The sequence below is a fragment of the Allobosea sp. OK403 genome (assembly GCF_900113835.1).
GTDB lineage: Bacteria > Pseudomonadota > Alphaproteobacteria > Rhizobiales > Beijerinckiaceae > Allobosea.
In genome coordinates this window covers 1,127,081-1,144,471 of sequence record NZ_FOQV01000001.1, presented here as the reverse complement: position 1 = coordinate 1,144,471, position 17,391 = coordinate 1,127,081, and the positions used below count along the sequence as shown (strand labels likewise).

The 17,391-nt window shown below is 65.4% G+C and carries 17 protein-coding genes; 11 read left to right on the top strand and 6 right to left on the bottom strand.

What is annotated here, in order from left to right:
• Positions 1 to 65: 65 nt before the first annotated feature.
• The 4 genes from BMZ97_RS05010 (at position 66) to BMZ97_RS04995 (ending at position 4,086) form a co-directional block, all read left to right on the top strand.
• Positions 66 to 1,139 carry a Dyp-type peroxidase gene (locus BMZ97_RS05010; RefSeq protein WP_092166645.1) on the top strand — a complete coding sequence of 358 codons (1,074 nt, stop codon included), beginning with the start codon at positions 66 to 68 and terminating at the stop codon, positions 1,137 to 1,139.
• Complete coding sequence (locus BMZ97_RS05005) at positions 1,132 to 1,938, top strand: family 1 encapsulin nanocompartment shell protein (RefSeq protein WP_092166069.1); 807 nt, start codon at positions 1,132 to 1,134, stop codon at positions 1,936 to 1,938. Before BMZ97_RS05010 ends, BMZ97_RS05005 begins: the two co-directional genes overlap by 8 nt.
• Complete coding sequence (locus BMZ97_RS05000; RefSeq protein ID WP_092166067.1) at positions 1,935 to 3,215, top strand: NAD(P)/FAD-dependent oxidoreductase; 1,281 nt, start codon at positions 1,935 to 1,937, stop codon at positions 3,213 to 3,215. Before BMZ97_RS05005 ends, BMZ97_RS05000 begins: the two co-directional genes overlap by 4 nt.
• Before the next feature lie 139 nt (positions 3,216 to 3,354).
• Complete coding sequence (locus BMZ97_RS04995) at positions 3,355 to 4,086, top strand: phosphotransferase enzyme family protein (protein WP_092166643.1); 732 nt, start codon at positions 3,355 to 3,357, stop codon at positions 4,084 to 4,086.
• Positions 4,087 to 4,124: 38 nt separating this feature from the next.
• On the opposite strand, the gene BMZ97_RS04990 is transcribed toward BMZ97_RS04995, so the two are convergent.
• The 6 genes from BMZ97_RS04990 to BMZ97_RS04965 are packed head-to-tail and all read right to left on the bottom strand — an operon-like array spanning position 4,125 to position 11,517.
• On the bottom strand, positions 4,125 to 5,219 hold the full coding sequence (locus tag BMZ97_RS04990; RefSeq protein WP_092166065.1) for a hypothetical protein: 1,095 nt from the start codon (positions 5,217 to 5,219) through the stop codon (positions 4,125 to 4,127).
• A 1-nt stretch (position 5,220) separates the two neighbouring features.
• Positions 5,221 to 6,750, bottom strand: a complete 1,530-nt coding sequence (locus BMZ97_RS04985; RefSeq protein ID WP_092166064.1) for an AMP-binding protein — start codon at positions 6,748 to 6,750, stop codon at positions 5,221 to 5,223.
• Positions 6,751 to 6,779: 29 nt separating this feature from the next.
• Positions 6,780 to 8,537: an ABC transporter permease subunit gene (locus BMZ97_RS04980; protein WP_092166063.1), complete on the bottom strand. Its 1,758-nt coding sequence runs from the start codon at positions 8,535 to 8,537 to the stop codon at positions 6,780 to 6,782.
• The gene (locus tag BMZ97_RS04975; RefSeq protein WP_244546234.1) at positions 8,534 to 9,601 is read right to left on the bottom strand and encodes an ABC transporter ATP-binding protein; all 1,068 of its coding nucleotides are present in this window, start codon (positions 9,599 to 9,601) and stop codon (positions 8,534 to 8,536) included. Before BMZ97_RS04975 ends, BMZ97_RS04980 begins: the two co-directional genes overlap by 4 nt.
• 14 nt (positions 9,602 to 9,615) lie before the next feature.
• Positions 9,616 to 10,683: an ABC transporter substrate-binding protein gene (locus tag BMZ97_RS04970; protein WP_210188208.1), complete on the bottom strand. Its 1,068-nt coding sequence runs from the start codon at positions 10,681 to 10,683 to the stop codon at positions 9,616 to 9,618.
• Between the two features lie 60 nt (positions 10,684 to 10,743).
• Positions 10,744 to 11,517 (bottom strand): enoyl-CoA hydratase/isomerase family protein, encoded by a 774-nt coding sequence (locus BMZ97_RS04965; protein WP_092166061.1) that lies wholly within the window; start codon positions 11,515 to 11,517, stop codon positions 10,744 to 10,746.
• A gap of 125 nt (positions 11,518 to 11,642) precedes the next feature.
• Here BMZ97_RS04965 and BMZ97_RS04960 point away from each other — a divergent pair, with 125 nt between their 5' ends.
• The 7 genes from BMZ97_RS04960 (at position 11,643) to BMZ97_RS04930 (ending at position 17,358) form a co-directional block, all read left to right on the top strand.
• Complete coding sequence (locus BMZ97_RS04960) at positions 11,643 to 12,467, top strand: IclR family transcriptional regulator (RefSeq protein WP_244546233.1); 825 nt, start codon at positions 11,643 to 11,645, stop codon at positions 12,465 to 12,467.
• Between the two features lie 97 nt (positions 12,468 to 12,564).
• Positions 12,565 to 12,879: a (2Fe-2S)-binding protein gene (locus tag BMZ97_RS04955; protein WP_092166060.1), complete on the top strand. Its 315-nt coding sequence runs from the start codon at positions 12,565 to 12,567 to the stop codon at positions 12,877 to 12,879.
• Positions 12,872 to 14,236: an NAD(P)/FAD-dependent oxidoreductase gene (locus tag BMZ97_RS04950; RefSeq protein WP_244546232.1), complete on the top strand. Its 1,365-nt coding sequence runs from the start codon at positions 12,872 to 12,874 to the stop codon at positions 14,234 to 14,236. The genes BMZ97_RS04955 and BMZ97_RS04950 overlap by 8 nt, the downstream gene beginning before the upstream one ends.
• On the top strand, positions 14,233 to 15,393 hold the full coding sequence (locus BMZ97_RS04945) for an NAD(P)/FAD-dependent oxidoreductase (RefSeq protein ID WP_092166058.1): 1,161 nt from the start codon (positions 14,233 to 14,235) through the stop codon (positions 15,391 to 15,393). Before BMZ97_RS04950 ends, BMZ97_RS04945 begins: the two co-directional genes overlap by 4 nt.
• 259 nt (positions 15,394 to 15,652) lie before the next feature.
• On the top strand, positions 15,653 to 16,150 hold the full coding sequence (locus BMZ97_RS04940; protein ID WP_092166057.1) for a peptide deformylase: 498 nt from the start codon (positions 15,653 to 15,655) through the stop codon (positions 16,148 to 16,150).
• Positions 16,151 to 16,167: 17 nt separating this feature from the next.
• Positions 16,168 to 16,515, top strand: coding sequence for an ArsC family reductase (locus BMZ97_RS04935; RefSeq protein ID WP_092166044.1), 348 nt, complete (start codon positions 16,168 to 16,170; stop codon positions 16,513 to 16,515).
• A gap of 84 nt (positions 16,516 to 16,599) precedes the next feature.
• Entirely contained in the window at positions 16,600 to 17,358 is a 759-nt protein-coding gene (locus BMZ97_RS04930) for a hypothetical protein (RefSeq protein WP_139221154.1), read from the top strand.
• Positions 17,359 to 17,391: the final 33 nt, after the last annotated feature.

Below are 17,391 nucleotides of genomic sequence, written 5' to 3'. Positions count from 1 at the left end.
ACTCTCTTTTCCGCGGATTCTGTGATCCGCTGGGGTTTGAATAAATGGCCTTGAACGGATCGATGATGGACTCAAGCGTACCCGCCGTCCTGTCACAGCCAGTCGTGGCAAGGTTGACCCGGGCTGCCATATTTCTCGTCGTGACGATCAGGCCAGGAGCGGAGCAAGACGTGACCGTGCGGGGTTTGTGCGCCGACCTGTCCGGGCTCCTGCGCGCCGTCGGCTTCCGCGATCTCGAGGGGCGGTTGTCATGTGTCATGGCATTCGGCTCCGACGCATGGGATCGGCTCTTTGGGACCCCGAGACCCAAGGAATTGCATCCGTTCCGCGAGATCTGTGGCCAGCATCACGCCGTCTCGACGCCTGGCGATATCCTGTTCCACATCCGATCCACGCGAATGGATCTGTGCTTCGAGCTGGCGACGCAGCTCATGGCGCGGCTCGAAGGCGCGGTGACGACCGTCGACGAGGTGCACGGCTTCAAATATTTCGACGACCGCGACCTGATCGGCTTCGTCGACGGAACCGAGAATCCGGTGGATCAGGATGCGGTCGACGCTGCCGTGATCGGTGATGAAGACCCAGGCTTCGCCGGCGGCAGCTACGTGATCGTGCAGAAGTATCTGCATGACCTGACGCGCTGGAACAAGGTGCCGGTCGAGGAGCAGGAGAACATCGTCGGCCGATACAAGCTCTCCGACATCGAGCAGGCCGATGCCGTGAAGAAACCCTATGCGCACAATGTCTTGACGTCGATCGACGAGGACGGAAAGCCGCTCGAGGTCGTTCGCGACAACATGCCCTTCGGCAATGCCGGAACCGCGGAGTTCGGCACCTATTTCATCGGTTATGCGCGCTCTCCGCGCAGGATCGAGCAGATGCTCGAGAACATGTTCATTGGCCGGCCCCCGGGAAACTACGATCGGCTGCTCGACTTCAGCCGCGCGGTGACCGGGACGCTGTTCTTCGTGCCCTCAGTGACCTTCCTGGACGATGTCGTGGCGGAGAATGCCGCTCCGCCGCTTGCCGCTGCGATCTCGCAAGAATCGAAAGTGGCGGACACGGCTCGACCGCATGTGTCCGCAGGCGACGGTTCGCTTGGCATTGGCTCTCTGAAAAACGAGGTGGGACATGAATAATCTGCACCGGGAACTGGCTCCCATCTCCGATAGCGCCTGGGGGCAGATCGAGGAGGAGGCGTCGCGCACCCTCAAGCGTCATTTGGCGGCGCGGCGTGTCGTGGATGTGATCGGCCCGAAGGGGCTCGAACTCTCGGCCGTCGGGACGGGGCATCTCAAACAGATCGAAGGGTTGGCCGAGGGCGTTCAATCGGCGCAGCGCGAGGTCAAAGCCTTGGTTGAGCTGCGCGTGCCCTTCGAATTGACGCGTCAGGCCATTGACGCCGTCGAGCGCGGCGCAATGGACTCCGACTGGTCGCCCGTGAAGGAAGCGGCGCGCAAGATTGCATTTGCCGAGGATCGCTCCGTTTTCGATGGATATGCCGCGGCGGGTATTCAGGGCATTCGCGAAGGCAGCAGCAATCGGGTCGTACCGTTTCCTTCCAAGATCGGGGGGTATCCGGACGCTGTCGCGCAAGCGGTCAGTCGGTTGCGGCTTGCCGGGGTCAATGGCCCTTATGCGCTCGTGCTGGGTGCCGAGGCTTACACCGCTGCGAGCGGAGGTAGCGATGAGGGCTATCCGCTCCTCCATCACATCGAGCGTGTCGCGGATGGAGGGATCATCTGGGCGCCGGCGATCGAAGGTGGCTTCGTGCTGACGACCCGCGGCGGCGATTTCGAGCTCGATATCGGTCAGGATATCTCGATCGGTTATCTCAGCCACTCCAGCACGATGGTTGAGCTCTATCTGCAGGAGACTTTCACGTTTCGGATGCTGACGTCGGAAGCCGCTGTCGTCCTGGCGCCAGTGAGCCCATGACTGCTCCGTCCGCACATCATGTCGTCATCGTCGGGGCCGGTTTCGGCGGTCTCGAAGCGGCGCGCGACCTCGCGGGCGCTCCGGTGCGCATGACGGTCATCGACCGGCGCAACCATCACCTGTTCCAGCCTCTGCTCTACCAGGTGGCGGTTGCTTCGCTCGCGACATCGGAGATCGCCTGGCCGATCCGCGCTTTGCTGCACAGCCACAGGAACGTCACGACGCTGCTGGGGAGCGTCGTGGGCGTGAAGCGCGGCGAGAAAGAGGTCTTGCTGGACGGTGAGCCGCCGATCGCTTTCGACACCCTGATTCTGGCGACCGGCGCGCGCCATGCCTATTTCGGCCACGATGAATGGGAGCCCCATGCGCCTGGCCTGAAAACCCTCGAGGATGCAACCAAGATCAGGCGTCGCATCCTGTCGGCCTTCGAGCAGGCGGAGTGGGAAACAGACGAAGCCCGGCGCGCCACATTCCTGACCTTCGTGATCATCGGCGCAGGCCCGACCGGCGTGGAACTCGCCGGCACGATCGCCGAGCTCGCCCGAGATACGTTGCACGGTGATTTCCGCAATTTTGACACGCGCAGCGCACGCGTCGTTCTCATCGAAGCAGGCCCGCGCATCCTCTCCGGCTTCAGCGAGGATCTATCGGCTTACGCCCACCAGGCGCTGATGCGTCTCGGGGTCGAGATCAAGCTCGGGCACGCCGTCTCAAAATGCGGCGAGGACGGTGTCGAGCTCGGCGAAGAGTTTCTCCCGGCAAGGACGATTTTGTGGGCCGCGGGCGTCGCGGCTTCGCCGGCGGCCGATTGGCTGAATGCGCCCGCCGACCGGGCAGGGCGGGTTCTTGTGGAGGGCGACCTCACCGCCCCCGGATATCCGAACATCTTTGTGATCGGCGATACCGCCCATGTCGCCGGGGTGGATGGAAAGCTCGTCCCTGGCGTCGCGCCGGCGGCCAAACAGGAGGGACGCTATGTCGCCGCGGTGATCAAGGCCCGGTTGAGCGACGCAAGCGTGCCGCCGCCATTCCGTTACAAGAACGCCGGCAATCTCGCGACGATCGGCAAGCGTGCGGCAATCGTCGATTTCGGCTGGATCAAGCTGAAAGGCCGCTTCGCCTGGTGGATGTGGGGCATCGCTCACATCTTCTTCCTGATCGGATTGCGCAACCGTCTGGCCGTCGCCTTGAGCTGGCTGTGGATCTATATCAGCGGGCAGCGCAGCGCCCGCCTCATCACGCAAGGCGAAGCGAAGAAAGGCGAGGCACCGAATTAGAGCGTTTACCTCTGGCCGCGGCTGCAATTTCCGCTGCCCGGCAAAGTGATGAAAGGTCAACCCCGCGCAAAAAGGCTGGATGGTATCTGCCGGGAGGCCCGATCTACAGGCGCACCAAATCGAGGCTTTGATGTCGCTAATGGGATGGGAGGCACTCAGTCGATGGGGTGACGACGTAGCTCGCATCGAGCCACTCGCTGGCGGGGTCGCCAACAACGTATGGAGCGTGCGCGTCCGCGGGCGCCTCGCGGTCGGTCGTCTTGGTAAGAGGAGCGACGCTGACCTCGCATGGGAGACCGAGCTCCTCCAATACCTCGACCGTGAAGGCCTGACCGTGCCGGTGCCGATCCCGACGGCAGACGGCCAGCTGTTCGCGGACGGTCTGGTGGTCATGACATATGTGGAGGGGGGACCGCCTCAGACGGAGGCCGACTGGCGTCGCGTGGCCGACACGCTCCGCCGGCTGCATCGGTTGACGGCGGGTTGGCCGCAGCGTCCGGGCTGGCGATCGTCGACCGACCTCCTGCACGCCGAGACCGGGACGAGGATCAACCTCGGGGCGATGCCGCCTGAGGGCGTTGCTCGATGCCGAGCCGCGTGGGCGCGGCTCGTCGGACGTCCGAGCTGCGTCGTCCACGGCGACCCCAACCCGCGCAACATCCACATGACCGCAGGTCGGGTCGGGCTGATCGACTGGGACGAGTCGCGTGTTGACGTCCCCGATCTCGATCTGGTGCTGCCCCACAACGCTGCGGGTCTCGATGGCGTCGTGCATGACATCGCCGCGCAAGCATCGGCCGCATGGGAAGCCGCCGTCTGCTGGGACGACGAGTTCTCAATCAAGCGCCTTGCCCAAGTTCGAGCGGTCTAAGCGGCGGCAGCGGCTGGACGACCGCGCTGGGGTCATTGTTAGTGATCGCCAGAAGTCATAGTCATAAGCCGATCTCTGACGCCAAGCAGGGTTTGGCACACGCTTTCCAGCTCGCTGACCGAGAAGCCGGCTGCGAGCTCGGGCAGGTGCGCCGTTAGCTGCTCGCGCAGCACGCCGTTGAAGCGGGCCTCGCCAGTCGGTGAAACCACCAGACCGTTCTCCTGCTCGAACGCCGCGTTCCAGGCCACCGCCTCCTCCTGGGTGAGTCCCGTGGGCAGATCGAGTCTCAGCGTTCCCTCGCTCAATCGCACGGGATAACCGCCTGGCAGGCCGTTCGGCCCCGGAACATGGCCGCGCCACTCCCGACCTACCGCCATGGCGAGCAGCATCGGCACGCCGCTGGCGCCGGAAATCTCGATCACCGGCTCGGGTGTCAGCTGGATATCCGCGAAGCGGGCGAAGACGTCGTCGACCTCGCGGCCGTCGATCCAGACGCGCGGCGGCCTTCCACCCCGCTCAGCCGGAGGGCGTCGCCAGGCCGCGAGGTTTTGATAATGGGCGAGAACCTTGACCTCCGCGCCGGCCGGAACGGAAGCCGAGCCGGCGAAGACGTTGGACAGGATGGCGACATTGCCCATGCCGCAGGCGACATCGTGGCCGAGCGCCGTGATGATGCTGTTGACGACATCCGGGAAGCTGCAGTTCACGAGCGTGATCGGCTTGCCAGAGCGGGTGATCGCCGCCGCGACACGGGCGCTGATCAGGGCCTGGAAGACGGCGGTCGCGCTCAGGCCACCCTCGGCAACAAGGCGCGTCCAGGCATTGCCGCGCTGGGCGATGACCTGCGAGGTCTGGATCGAGGCGGCCTGCACCAGGATGCGCGGACCGGTCGCTGCGAGCACTGCGTCGGCAGCGTCGGGCGCCAGCAGGTCGATCGCGTGCGTGTCGAAGCGCGCCGGTTTGCCGAACAGGGCGGCGCGGGCGTTGGCGGCAGTGCGCAGCCAGCGCAGCCGCTCCTGGTTGCGGCCGGCGATGGTGACATGCACCGGCTCTTCCGCGGTCGCGGCGATGTCGAAGGCGATGCGGGCGGCGAAGCCGCCTGTGCCCGAAATCAGGATATCGCAGCTGTTCATCTCAACGCTCCACCAGTGCGGCGCGGTCCCAGCAATCATCGAGCCGGGGCGACAGCTTGTGCTTCATGATGCGCTGGCTTGCCGTGCGCTCGAACTCGTCGACCAGCGCGATATAGCGCGGGTTCTGATAGGGGGCGAGCCGACGGCCGAGCCAGTCCGACAGGGTCGCGGGGTCGAGAAGCGCGCCTTCGCGCGGCTTCACGAATAATTTGATGTCCTGCTCGCCAATATCGGCTGCGACACCGATCATGGCGCAGTCTTCCACCGCTTCGTGCTCGGCGGCGACATGTTCGACCTCCCAGGCCGAGACGTTCTCGCCGCGGCAACGCACGCTGTCGGTCATGCGGCCGTGAAAATAGAGGTTCCCGTCGGTGTCGAAGGAGCCGAGATCGCCGGTGTGCAGCCTGCCATTGCGCAGCGCCTTTGCGGTGGCCTCGGGATTGTCGAGATAGCCCGGGAAGAGCGCGCCCGGCAGCGTGGTCTCGACAATGATCTCGCCGCGCTCGCCGGTGGGTACGGGGTGGCCGTCAGGGCCAAGCAGTGCAACGCCGAACCACGGCATACAACGGCCGACCGAACCCACCACGCCGCTGTCGTTGCAGGTGGTGATGCTGGAGGCTTCCGTCATGCCGTAGCACTCGCGGATCTCGACGCCGAAGCGCTGCTGGAATTGCGGCCAGATATCGGGCGGGCAGCCGCCGCCCCAGGCTATGCGGACGCCATGATCGCGGTCGAGCGGGCCGGGCGGCTGCTTCAGCAGGATCTGCAGGATGCCGCCGAGATAATGGATATGGCTCGCGCCCTCCGCCTTGACCTGCGCCCAGAAACGGCTGGCGCTGAAGCGCTCGACCATGGCGAGCGTGACGTCGCGGATCATCGGCAGGGGCAGGAGCTGTGCTCCGCCGATATGATAGAGCGGCTCCCAGACGAACAGCACCTCTCCCGCCTGCGCCGCGGAGACGAGGCCGACGCCCTCGGCCGCCAGCCGCAGCATGCGATGCGAGACGATGACGCCCTTGGGGCGTCCCGTGGTGCCCGATGTGTACATGATCGCGAACACCGCATCGGGCGCCGGCGGCGGTTGGTCGAAAGCGCTGGTCTCGGTGAGGATGGCATCGAGACCGCCGGCCGGTCCGTGGATGAGGATCGTGGGCGCATCGCTCGAGGGCAGCGCCTCGGTGACGAGCGCGGCGAGGTCGTCATCGACGATGACGAGCCGCGGGCTGGAATGGCTCAGCAGATAGCGCAACCCTTCGCCGCGCTGCTGCGCGTTGACGGGAACCCAGGCGACGCCAGCCTTGGCCAGGCCGAAAACGCAGGCGATCGCGGCGATGCTGTTGCGCATCATCACCGCGACGCGCTCGCCGGGCGCTATGCCGGCTGCGCGCAGATGAGCGGCAAAGGTCGAGGCCTGCCGGTCGAGCGCGCCATAGCTCACCGGCTCGCCGTTGAAGCGGGCATAGGTCCCGTCGGGATCGCGCAGGGCGCGCTCGTTCAGCAGGCCGACAAAGCCGTCATCATCGAAAGGCATGAGATTCTCTGGATCGTCGCAAATCGGGTTCAAGGCGTGCGGCGGAAGCGTTCTGCGGTCACGAGCATCACTGTGACCACCACGAAGACGACCACGGAGACGGCCGCCAAGGTCGGATTCAACTGCAGGATCATGTCGTCCCACATCTGCTTGGGCAGGGTCGTCTTGATGCCGCCGCTGACGAAGATCGCGATCGTCAGCTCGTCGAAAGAGGTGATGAAGGCGAAGAGGAAGGCGGCCACCAAACCGCCTTTCACCAAGGGAATCGTCACACCGACCAGGGTGCGCAGGCGATTGGCGCCGAGCGTCGCGGCGGCCTGGTCGAGGCGCTGGTCGTAGCTCTTGAGCACGGCGGCGATGGTGACGAGCGTGAACGGGATCGCCAGCACGGTATGGCCGATGATGAGGCCCAGATCCGTCGCGATCAGGCCCGTCCGGGCAAACAGATAGAACAGCCCGACCGCGATCACGATGCGCGGCACGATCATCGGCGCGAGAAAGAAAGCGAAGATAAGCCCGCCCCAGCGCGTGCGGCTGTTGGCCAGCGCCAGCGCCGTGAAGCCGCCGACCGTCGTCGCTGCGACCGCGGTGGCGAAGGCGACGAGGAAGGAGCGGATCGTCGCCTGGATCCAGAGCGGTGAGGCGAAATAGGTCTCGAACCAGGTCAGACTATAGCCCGGGGGCGGAAATTCGAGGAATTGCGAGGAGGTGAAGGCCAACGGGATCACGAGCAGCGTCGGTACCACGAGGAAGGCGATCGTGACCCAGGCGAAGAGCGGCAGGAGCAGGCCACTGCCGCGCTTGCCGAGAACCATGCGGGTCAGCGCAGCGAGCTTGCCCGCCAGCGCCGCGATCCAGCCGAGGATGACGAGGCCGAGATCGCGGATGCGTCCTGTGCTAACCTGTGCGGAGCCGCCCGCAATGGTCGAGAGGCCGAAGAGCCGGTCATAGAGCCAGCAGGAGATCAGCGCGGTCGCTAGCATCATGGCCGCGAGGGCTCCCGCGAAGGGCCAGTTCAGCAGCTCCTGGATCTGGGTGATGATGAGCTGCGCCAGCATGGTCTCGCGGCGACCGCCGAGGAAGGCCGGCACGATGAAGAAGCCGAGCGATGAGATGAAGACGAGCAGTCCCGCGGCGGCGACGCCGGGCAGCGAGAGCTTGAAATAGACCAGCCAGAAGGCGTGAGCGGGCGAGGCCCCAAGCGTCTGCGCCGCCTGGACGAGGCGCCGATCGATGCCGGCCATGACCGGCAGAAGCGTCATCACCGCCAGCGGCACCATGGCGTGAACCATGCCGACCATGACGCCGAACTCGTTGTGGAGCAGCGCCAGCGGCTGATCGACGATCCCCGAGCCCGTCGCCAGCGCATTGATGATGCCGCTGCGGCCGAGCACGATCATCCAGGCAAAGGTCTTGACGAGATAGCTCGTCCAGAACGGCACCATGACGAAGAGCAGCATGCGGCCGCGGAACATGTCCGGCAGGCGCGCCAGCCAATAGGCCAGGGGATAGCCGATCAGGAGCGAATACAGGGCCGTGTAGCCGGCGATGCGGAAGGTGATGCCGAGCACGCGCAGATAGACATCCGTGCCGGCGATGCGCTGATAGGTGGCTGTCGAGAAGGCGCCGGTCGCGGGATCGACGAGGCTCAGGCCCAGGAGCTGCGCGACCGGATAGGCGAAGAAGACGCCGAGGAAGATGACGCCGGGCAGCGCGAGCCAGAGCGGTCCGAGACGCGGCAGCCGCCAACCCGTCCGATGTTGCCTCGCTGCGATCGCGCCGCTCATGACACCAGCACCGCCTTGTCGCGTTGCCAGCCGGCGACGATGCGCTCGTCGAGGCCGGGAACCGTTTCGCCGGGGCCGAGGCGCAGCACGAGCGCGGCGCCGTCATCGAGTCTGGCGATGATCCGTGTCTCCGAGCCGGCATAGACGATCTCGCTGACCGTCCCGGCGACGCTGTTGCCGGCCTCTGTGCCGAGATGCAGATGCTCGGGGCGGATCACCAGGGCGCCTTTGCCATCGTCGCAACGCGCGCCATCGGGCAGGGCGAAAAGGCCATGGGCGGTTTCGAGCGCGCCATTGGCGGTCGCCGTGCCCCGGAAGATGTTCGAAATGCCGATGAAGTCGGCTGCGAAGGCCGTGCGCGGCCGCTCATAGATCTCGCGCGGCGTGCCGAGCTGCTCTATCCTGGCATGGTTCATCAGGCAGATCCGGTCGGAGAGCGCCAGCGCCTCCTCCTGGTCATGCGTGACATAGACGATGGTCGCGCCGCTTTCTCGATGCAGCCGCTTGATCTCGATCTGCATGTGCTCGCGCAGCTTCTTGTCGAGCGCGCCCAGCGGCTCATCCATCAGGATGATCGAGGGCTGGTAGACGAAGCAGCGGGCGAGCGCGACGCGCTGCTGCTGTCCGCCCGATAATTCGCGCGGAAAGCGCTGGGCGAGATGGCCGAGATGGACCATCTCGAGCGTGTCAGTGACGCGCCTGGTGATCTCAGCTGCCGCCCGGCCGCGCATCTTGAGCGGAAAGGCGATATTCTCGGCGACCGTCAGATGGGGGAACAGCGCGTAGTGCTGGAACACCAGCCCGATGTCGCGCTGATGCACCGGCGTGCGCGACTGGTCGCGCCCGTCGATGATCACGCGGCCTTCGCTGGCCTCCACGAGACCGCAGATCAACTGCAGCAATGTCGTCTTGCCGGAGCCCGAAGGACCCAGCAGCGTGAGGAACTCGCCTTCGCCGACGCTGAGCGAGCTCGCTTCGAGGGCCGTGGTCGCGCCATAGCGCTTGCACAGCCCCTCGACGACGAGCTTGGGCGGCCTCTCGCCGCCGCGAGGCTGGATCGCCACCACAGTCACCGGTCTCAGGTCAGCAGCCAGGCGTTGAATCGCTCGGTCACGGCGGTACGGTTGGCGCTCCACCAGGCCTCATTGGCGATCGCCATCAGCTTGAGGTTGTCCGGCGAGGTCGGGAGCGACTTGGCGCGGTCGGCGGGAATTGTCTTGTAAGCGTCGAGATTGGTCGGCCCATAGGCCAGGATCTCGGTGTAGACCGCCTGCGCCTGCGGCGAAGAGCAGAACTTGATGAACTGCCGCGCGGCCTCGGCGCGCGGACCGCCCTTCGGCATGGCCCAGCCCTCGATCGAGTAAAGGCCCTGGTTCCAGACGATCTTGGCTGGCGTTCCGCCATCGATCGCGGCCTGGAAACGCGCATTCCAGCCGGGGATCATGTCGACCTCGCCGCTCTGCAACAATTGCGTCGACTGGGCGCCGCCGGTCCACCAGACCGCGATATGCGGCTTGATCTTGTCGAGCACCTTGAAGGCGCGCTCGATATCGAGCGGGTAGAGCTTGTCGAGCGGCACGCCGTCGGCGAGCAGCGCCTGTTCGATCGAGTCGATCGGGTTCTTGCGCAGGGCGCGGCGGCCCGGAAATTTCTCGACGTTGAAGAAATCGGCCCAGCTTGTCGGCGCGTTCTTCACCCGGTCGGTGCGATAAGCCAGAACGGTCGAATAGACGTCCGTTCCCATGAAGTTGTCCGAAATCGCCTCCGGCATCAATTGCGGTACGTCGGCATGGGAGAAGCCGATCGGATCGAGCAGATTCTGGGAGGCCAGGATGTCGCGCGCCGACAGCGTCAGCGTGCAGACGTCCCATGTGTAGGATTTGGTCTCGACCATCGCCTTGAACTGGGCGGTCGGCTCCGCTTCACGGGCGACGTTGACGACCTTGTTGCCGGTCGCCTTCTCGTAGGGATCGTAGAAGGCCTTGCGGAAGGCGGGACCGAAAGGTCCGCCCGGATCGGCGACCGTGATCTGGGTCGCTGCATTGGCCCGCCCGATCAAGGCGGGTGCGAGCATCGCACCGGCGGCCGCGCCACCTGCCAGTTGAAGCAGGTCGCGTCGGTTCGGAATCATTGTCTTGCTGGTCATAGACATCTCCCCTTCACGCGGTTTTCCGCAATTTCCCCATGGGTGATCGTGACGTCAGGCTCAGGCTGTCTTCCGCGCGGCTCTTTTTGCGAGGAATTCTTCCATCATGCGGGCGGGTTCCCCGGTGGCGTAAGCCTCGCGCTGATTGCGGATGCCGGCCTTGAGGCACTCGCGGAAGCTTTCCTCCGTGACCTCGCGGAAGCGGGCCTTGTTGAGACGCATCGCGACAGGCGGCTTTCCGGCGAGCTCCGTGGCGAGTGCCAGAGCCGCCTCCATCACCTTCTCCTTCGCCACGATCCGGTTGATCAGGCCGATCCGGAAGCATTCGTCGGCATCCATCATCCGCCCGGTCAGGGTCAGGTCGATGGTGCGGGCGATCCCGATCATCTCGCGCATGATCCAGGGGCCGGTCACCGAGGCAATGCCGGAATTGATCTCCGGCTGGCCCATGGTGACGCCGTCATGGCCGATGCGCAGGTCGCAGAGCAAAGCGACCTGGAAGGCCGATCCTGCCGCGACGCCGTTGAGCGCGGCGATGAGCGGCTTGGAGAGCGAGCGCAGCCGATCGTAGAGGCGCTCCCACTCGCCCATCCAGAGCTCGGCGCGGTCGGGATCGAAGGTCTTGGTCTCGTTCAGGTCCTGGCCGGCCCCGAAAGCCCGGTCGCCAGCGCCCGTCAGGACGATGGCGCGCACCGCCTCGTTGGCTTCGAGCTGATCGAGCGCCTCGACCAGCCGCGCCCGCATCGGTGCGTTCCACGCATTCAGCACCTCAGGACGGTTCAGCGTCAGAATCCCGACCGGACCGCGAACCTCGCTTAGAACGAATGCCTGCATGGATTCCGTCTCCCGATGAATTTCTATTACAATGCGATAATTTCTATTATTCAATCAACGCCAATGAGGTTACCTTGTCAACCCGGGTGGTCGCAGCCATTGATCCGGGGAAGGAGAAGACCTGCATGTCCACGCTTGACGCGAGCCCGGCCGGCCGCAAACGCGCCGCCACCTCGGACGATAAGGCCGAGAGGAAAGACGACGCCTTGATGGTGATGTCGGTCGAGAAGGCCTTTCGGGTGCTCTCGGCCTTCGGCCGTCAGCATCCGACGCTGAACCTGTCGCAGGTCGCATCGGTGACCGGGATGGATCTGAGCGCGGCCCAGCGCTTCACGCATACGCTGGTCAAGCTCGGCTTCCTGAGCAAGGACAGCGAGACCAAGCGCTTCGAGCTCACCGCCAAGACGCTCGACCTCGGCTACCATTTCTTCCGCAGCAGCCGGTTGGTCGATCGGGCGATGCCTTATCTGATGCATCTGAGCAAGGAGACCGAGGAGACGGTCAACCTGACCATGCTCGAGGACACCGAGATCATCTTCGTCTCGCGCTTCCTCAGCCGGCATGTTCTGAACACGGACGTCATCATCGGCACGCGGATGCCGGCCTATTGCACGGCGCCTGGCATCGCGATGCTGTCCCGGCTGCCCGAGGCCGAGGCGCTGGCGATCATCGATCGCTCCGACCTGCGGCCCCATACGCCCGCCACGACATGGCAGCGCGAGAGCCTGGCGAGCAAGATCCGGGAGGCGAGGGCGCAGGGTTACGCGACAGCCTTCGAGGAGTTCTATCTGGGCGACGCCTCGATCGCGGCGCCGATCCTCGATCATCGCGGCCGGCCCGAAGGGGCTGTGAATGTCGCGGTGTCGTGTTCGCGCTACAGCCGCGAGGAGGTCGTGACACGCTACTCCTCCCTGATCATCGCCGCCGCCCACGCGATCTCGCGGGTCTGAGGGAGGCTGCGCTGCACGCGGCTTGACAGCACGGCTGCGCGCCTATCATCATCCGCATTATCTTATCGCATTGCGATAGAATGATGCGGAGACGGGGATGGATGATCACGCCGGCCAGTTCGTGCGGGCCGTGTCGCGGCAAGGGCCGCGCATCATGCTCCATTTCGACGGAGAGGCCGTGGAGGCGTCTGAAGGCGAGAGCCTGCTCGCCGCTCTGCTGACGCAGCGCTCGTTCCTGCGGCGCACGGAACTCGGCAGCGAGCCACGCGCCGGCTTCTGCCTGATGGGGGCCTGCCAGGACTGTTGGATCTGGTCGGATACGGCTGGGCGATTGCGCGCCTGCACCACCAACGCGACGGCAGGCATGGTCTTGCGTAGCCAGCCGCCAGGGGTGGATGCCTTGCGTGGCTGAGATCGTTGTCGTCGGCGCCGGTCCGGCCGGCATCAATGCTGCGGAGCGCCTTTGCGCGCATGGTCATCGCGTGATGCTGCTCGATGAGGGGCGGCAGGCCGGCGGCCAGGGCTATCGCCGACCGTCGTCCGGTCTCGATCTCGACATGGCGGCGCTGATGGGCACGGAGGCCGGCAAATACGAGGCGCTGCATGCCCGCTTCGCCGGGTTGTTGCCGCAGATAGACTATCGTCCGCAGACGCTGGTCTGGGCGGTCGAGGATCGTACGCTCCATGTGGTCCAGGCGGGTGTTGCCTCGACGCTGCGTTTCGACGCGCTCGTGCTTGCAACCGGCGCCATGGACAAGATTGCGCCGTTCCCGGGCTGGACGCTGCCGGGCGTGTTTACGCTGGGTGGAGCGCAAGTCGCGCTCAAGGATCAGGGTTGCCTGATCGGCCGGCGCGTCGCTTTCCTCGGCTCGTCGCCTTTGCTGGTTCTCGCGGCAACGCAATACCGCAAGCTCGGCGGCGAGGTGGTGGCCATTGCCGACACCACGCCTTTCGCGCGCAAGCTGGCAGCGCTGCCGGCCTTGGCCCGTTCGCCGCGCACGCTGTGGCGCGGCCTGTCCTATCTGGGTGGTGCGATGCTGGCAGGCGTTCCGGTCCTGCACGGTGTGACACCGGTCAAGGTGGTCGGCGACGGCCATGTCGAAGCCTTGATCCTGCGTGACCGGCGTGGGCGCGAGCGATGCTTTCCCTGCGATGCCATTGCGTTGGGCTATGGTCTTAAGCCCGAGACGCAACTGGCCGAACTCGCCGGTGCGACGCTCCGCTTCGACGAGGCCTTCCGGCTCTGGCTGCCACAATGCGACGCTGACGGGCGTGCCGCGCCGGGGCTCTATCTCGCCGGCGATGGGGCGGCGATCGGCGGGGCCGACGCAGCCGAGGCCAGCGGCGGGCTCGCTGCGATGGCGCTGCTCGCCGATTTGGGCGAGCCGGTCGACGAGCGGGTGCGCCTTGTCCTCCGCCGCAGGCTCGCTCGGCTGCGCAGCTTCCAGAAGGGGCTGGCGCAAGCTTTTGCATGGCCAGTCGCACAGATCCGCGCCTTGCCGGATGAGGTGATGCTCTGCCGCTGCGAGGAGGTCCGCATCGGCGAGATCAGGCAAGCGATGGCGCAGCAGCTCGGCCCGGTCGAGATCAACCGGGTCAAGGCGATGACACGCTGCGGCATGGGGCGGTGCCAGGGCCGTGTCTGCGGCCCGGCGCTGCAGGAGATCGTCGCGGGCGCAGCCGGGATCGCAGGCGAACAGGCCGGCCGGCTGCGGGCGCAGGCGCCGGTCAAGCCGATAGCGCTCTCCGTGGCGGGCGAAGCGCTATGAGCAGGCACACAGCGGATGTGGTGATCGTTGGCGGTGGGCTGATCGGCGTCTGGACCGCCTTCTTCCTTGCTCGGCGCAAGCAGCGTGTGGTCTTGATCGAGAAAGGCGTTGTCGGCGCGCAATCGAGCGGCACGAATTTCGGGAATCTGCGGCTCCAGGGCCGCTTTCCCGGTCAATATCCTCTGTCGCTGCGCTCGCAGGCGCTTTGGGAGGAGATCGCGACGCTGATCGGCGAGGATTGCGAGTTCGCGCAGACCGGCCATCTCTATCTCGCCTATGACGACGAGGAGCGGGCGAAGCTCGAAGGCTATGCGCAAGTCTCCGAATCGCATGGCCTCGCCATCGAGCGCCTGGGATCGTCCGAGCTGCGCAAGCGCTGGCCCTGGCTGAGCGAGCGGGCGGTGGCCGCGACCTTCTCGGCGCGCGACGCGACCGCCAATCCGAGGCTGGTGACGCCCGCCGTCGCGCGCGCCGCGCGAGCGCTGGGCGTGACCATCAGCGAGAATGCCTGCGTCAGCGATGTCGCACGCAGCGGCGACGGTTTCTCGGTGAAGACGGCCGGTGGCGCGCAGTGGAGCTGCGGTGCTCTCGTCAATGCGGCGGGTGCCTGGGCGGTCGCGATCGCCGAGCGCTTCGGCGAGACCGCGCCGATTGTCCCGGCAGGCCCGCCGCAATTCGTCACGGAGCCCTTTCCCTATCTGATCGAGCCTTCGATCCAGGCTATCGACGGCTCGGTGATCTTCCGGCAGATCCCGCGCGGCAACATCATCCTCGCGGGTTATCCGCGCACGGCAGCCGATCCGGTCAATCATCGCGCGCCTGTCCCTCCAGCCAAGACATTGGCCGCGATGCGCGCTCTCGCCAGGGTTGCCCCCATCCTGGCGCAATGCCACGTCATCCGCGTCTGGTCCGGAATCGAGGGCTATCTGCCCGACATGATCCCGGTGATCGGCCCTAGCCTGACGATGCCGGGCCTCTTCCACGCTTTCGGCTTCTGCGGCCATGGCTTCCAGATCGGGCCGGGCGTCGGGCTTTGCCTGAGCGAGATGATCGTCGACGGAGGGACAGCGACGCCGCTCGAACCCTTCTCGATCGGCCGGTTCCGCGAGAGCGTCGCGGTCAGCGAAAAATTCCGCAAGGAATTCGACGGCGCGTGACGCCGCGAGGGTCGAGATCGAAGCAATGTGGCTCTGCAAAGCCTGACAATGCGAAGGCGCGGGCTATCATGCCCAATGAAGTCCCGACTGGACGCCTTGGCGGGCAGGGGCTACCGGAACGCCTACCGTAGCGGTGATGCTGAAGTCGTCAGTCCGATTCAGATAGTACGATATTCCAACAGGTTGCGATGCCTTCTGAACAGTCGAACGAGGTTGAGATGATGCGGCTTGCGGGTGGACGCGAAGCGGTCTGCTCGCCATGACGGTGCGCGCAATCGTCAGCTATCCCGATGCGCGGCTGCGTTTGCCGGCCGAGCCGGTCGTCGATTTCGACGCTGAGCTCGCCGCGCTCGTCAATGATCTCGTCGACACGATGCGGGCGGCTCCCGGCATTGGCATCACGGCCCTGCATATCGGCTGCGCGCGTCGCGTCGTCGTGATCGAGCTGCCGGGCGCGAATGGCGTCCGGGTTTATATCAACCCAGAGATCGTCCAGGCTTCCCAGGAGATAATCCGGCATGAGGAGGGCAGTATTTCCATGCCGGGCGTGACCGAGGAGGTCGAACGGCATGCGAAGCTGTCGGTCCGCTACCGGGACCGGGACGGCAATGAGCGCTCCGAGGACGCTGAGGGCTTGCTCGCAGTCTGCCTCCAGCATGAGATCGACCAGCTCGACGGCATGTTCTGGATTCACAGGCTTTCGCGCCTGAAGCGCGAGCGCTTGATCAAGCGCTATGAGAAACTGGCGCGACGCTAGAGGGATTCGAGGCGGATATGACGATCACGATCTACGGCATCAAGAACTGCGACACGATGAAGAAGGCGCGCAGCTGGCTCGAGGCGCGGGGCGTTGCCCATGCCTTCCACGACTATAAGGCGAGCGGCATAGACCGCGCCTCCCTGAAGCGCTGGGTCGATGAGCATGGCTGGGAAACGGTGCTCAACCGCTCCGGCACGACCTTTCGCGCTTTGCCTGATGCCGACAAGCAGGGGCTGGATGCAGGAAAGGCAATCGCGTTGATGCTGGCCCAACCCTCGATGATCAAGCGCCCGGTGCTCGATCTCGGCGGCAAGACGCTGGTGGGCTTCAAGCCGGAGATCTATGCGACCATCACGGCGTAGTGCTTCGGCAGGCACACGGCGATCGGGACAATTTGAACGGATCGTTTCAACGTCCAGTTGAATGACCATGTCATGATGCCGCGCATGATGACCTCCCGCGCCCTGCGCCAAGCCGTGCTGCCATCGGTGTCTTACGGTCCATTCCGCTTGCTGGAAGCCGTACCCTGGCTGATGCTCGCATCCTCGATGCGGTTCCTGTCTTTTGCCGGCGGCCCATTGTCCATTCCGGCGGGGATCTTCGCCAATGTCGCGCTGCTGCTGGCTTTCGTCATCGTAGCCTGGCGGATGGTGCTGATCAGCGACGGCAGAAGCGGTCTGGGGCGCCTCGGGTTCAGGCAGCAACTGGCGATGGCGCGTACCGTCCTGCTGCCGGTGCTGGGCCTGCTGATTGTGGCTGCCCTCGTCGCCAAGCTGTCGCTCGTCGTCGATCGTCCCGAGCAGCTTATGTTCGGCTTTGACGGTATCGCCTTCGATCAATTGACGCATATCGGGCGCCTGTGGAGCGCCGTCGTGGCTGCACTCCTGCTGCTCATGGTGCTGCAGGTGGATGAGGCCGCCAAGCCCAGCCTGTTCAGGGCGATCGGCCAATTCGCCGCGCGGGCGCTCTGGCTGGTTCCGGCCGTTCTCCTGGTCGCGGTCATCTCAATCCTGCTGCATCCCGTGCAAACCTGGTTTCGGGGCCTGATCTGGATCATCTGGCAGCAGGAAGGCATCCCGATGCCGGTCAAAAACGGGCTCTATTTCGGCTTCGTCTTCCTCTTCGCCACCGTCCGGCTGTGGCTGACGGTGTCGATTCTCGTTCTCGCCCTGCGCCAGTCCTATCGAGACCAGCCGTCAGCCTGAGTTCGGCCGCGCGAGCGCCGCATGGGCGAGGCA

Bases quoted from the DNA above. Each gene is read 5' to 3' on its own strand.
- BMZ97_RS05000 (WP_092166067.1), top strand. From the start codon at position 1,935: ATGACTGCTCCGTCCGCACATCATGTCGTCATCGTCGGGGCCGGTTTC.
- BMZ97_RS04965 (WP_092166061.1), bottom strand. From the start codon at position 11,517: ATGCAGGCATTCGTTCTAAGCGAGGTTCGCGGTCCGGTCGGGATTCTG.
- BMZ97_RS04990 (WP_092166065.1), bottom strand. From the start codon at position 5,219: ATGAACAGCTGCGATATCCTGATTTCGGGCACAGGCGGCTTCGCCGCC.
- BMZ97_RS05010 (WP_092166645.1), top strand. From the start codon at position 66: ATGGACTCAAGCGTACCCGCCGTCCTGTCACAGCCAGTCGTGGCAAGG.
- BMZ97_RS05005 (WP_092166069.1), top strand. From the start codon at position 1,132: ATGAATAATCTGCACCGGGAACTGGCTCCCATCTCCGATAGCGCCTGG.
- BMZ97_RS04960 (WP_244546233.1), top strand. From the start codon at position 11,643: ATGTCCACGCTTGACGCGAGCCCGGCCGGCCGCAAACGCGCCGCCACC.
- BMZ97_RS04930 (WP_139221154.1), top strand. From the start codon at position 16,600: ATGATGACCTCCCGCGCCCTGCGCCAAGCCGTGCTGCCATCGGTGTCT.
- BMZ97_RS04970 (WP_210188208.1), bottom strand. From the start codon at position 10,683: ATGACCAGCAAGACAATGATTCCGAACCGACGCGACCTGCTTCAACTG.
- BMZ97_RS04995 (WP_092166643.1), top strand. From the start codon at position 3,355: ATGGGATGGGAGGCACTCAGTCGATGGGGTGACGACGTAGCTCGCATC.
- BMZ97_RS04940 (WP_092166057.1), top strand. From the start codon at position 15,653: ATGACGGTGCGCGCAATCGTCAGCTATCCCGATGCGCGGCTGCGTTTG.
- BMZ97_RS04935 (WP_092166044.1), top strand. From the start codon at position 16,168: ATGACGATCACGATCTACGGCATCAAGAACTGCGACACGATGAAGAAG.
- BMZ97_RS04980 (WP_092166063.1), bottom strand. From the start codon at position 8,537: ATGAGCGGCGCGATCGCAGCGAGGCAACATCGGACGGGTTGGCGGCTG.
- BMZ97_RS04985 (WP_092166064.1), bottom strand. From the start codon at position 6,750: ATGCCTTTCGATGATGACGGCTTTGTCGGCCTGCTGAACGAGCGCGCC.
- BMZ97_RS04945 (WP_092166058.1), top strand. From the start codon at position 14,233: ATGAGCAGGCACACAGCGGATGTGGTGATCGTTGGCGGTGGGCTGATC.
- BMZ97_RS04955 (WP_092166060.1), top strand. From the start codon at position 12,565: ATGGATGATCACGCCGGCCAGTTCGTGCGGGCCGTGTCGCGGCAAGGG.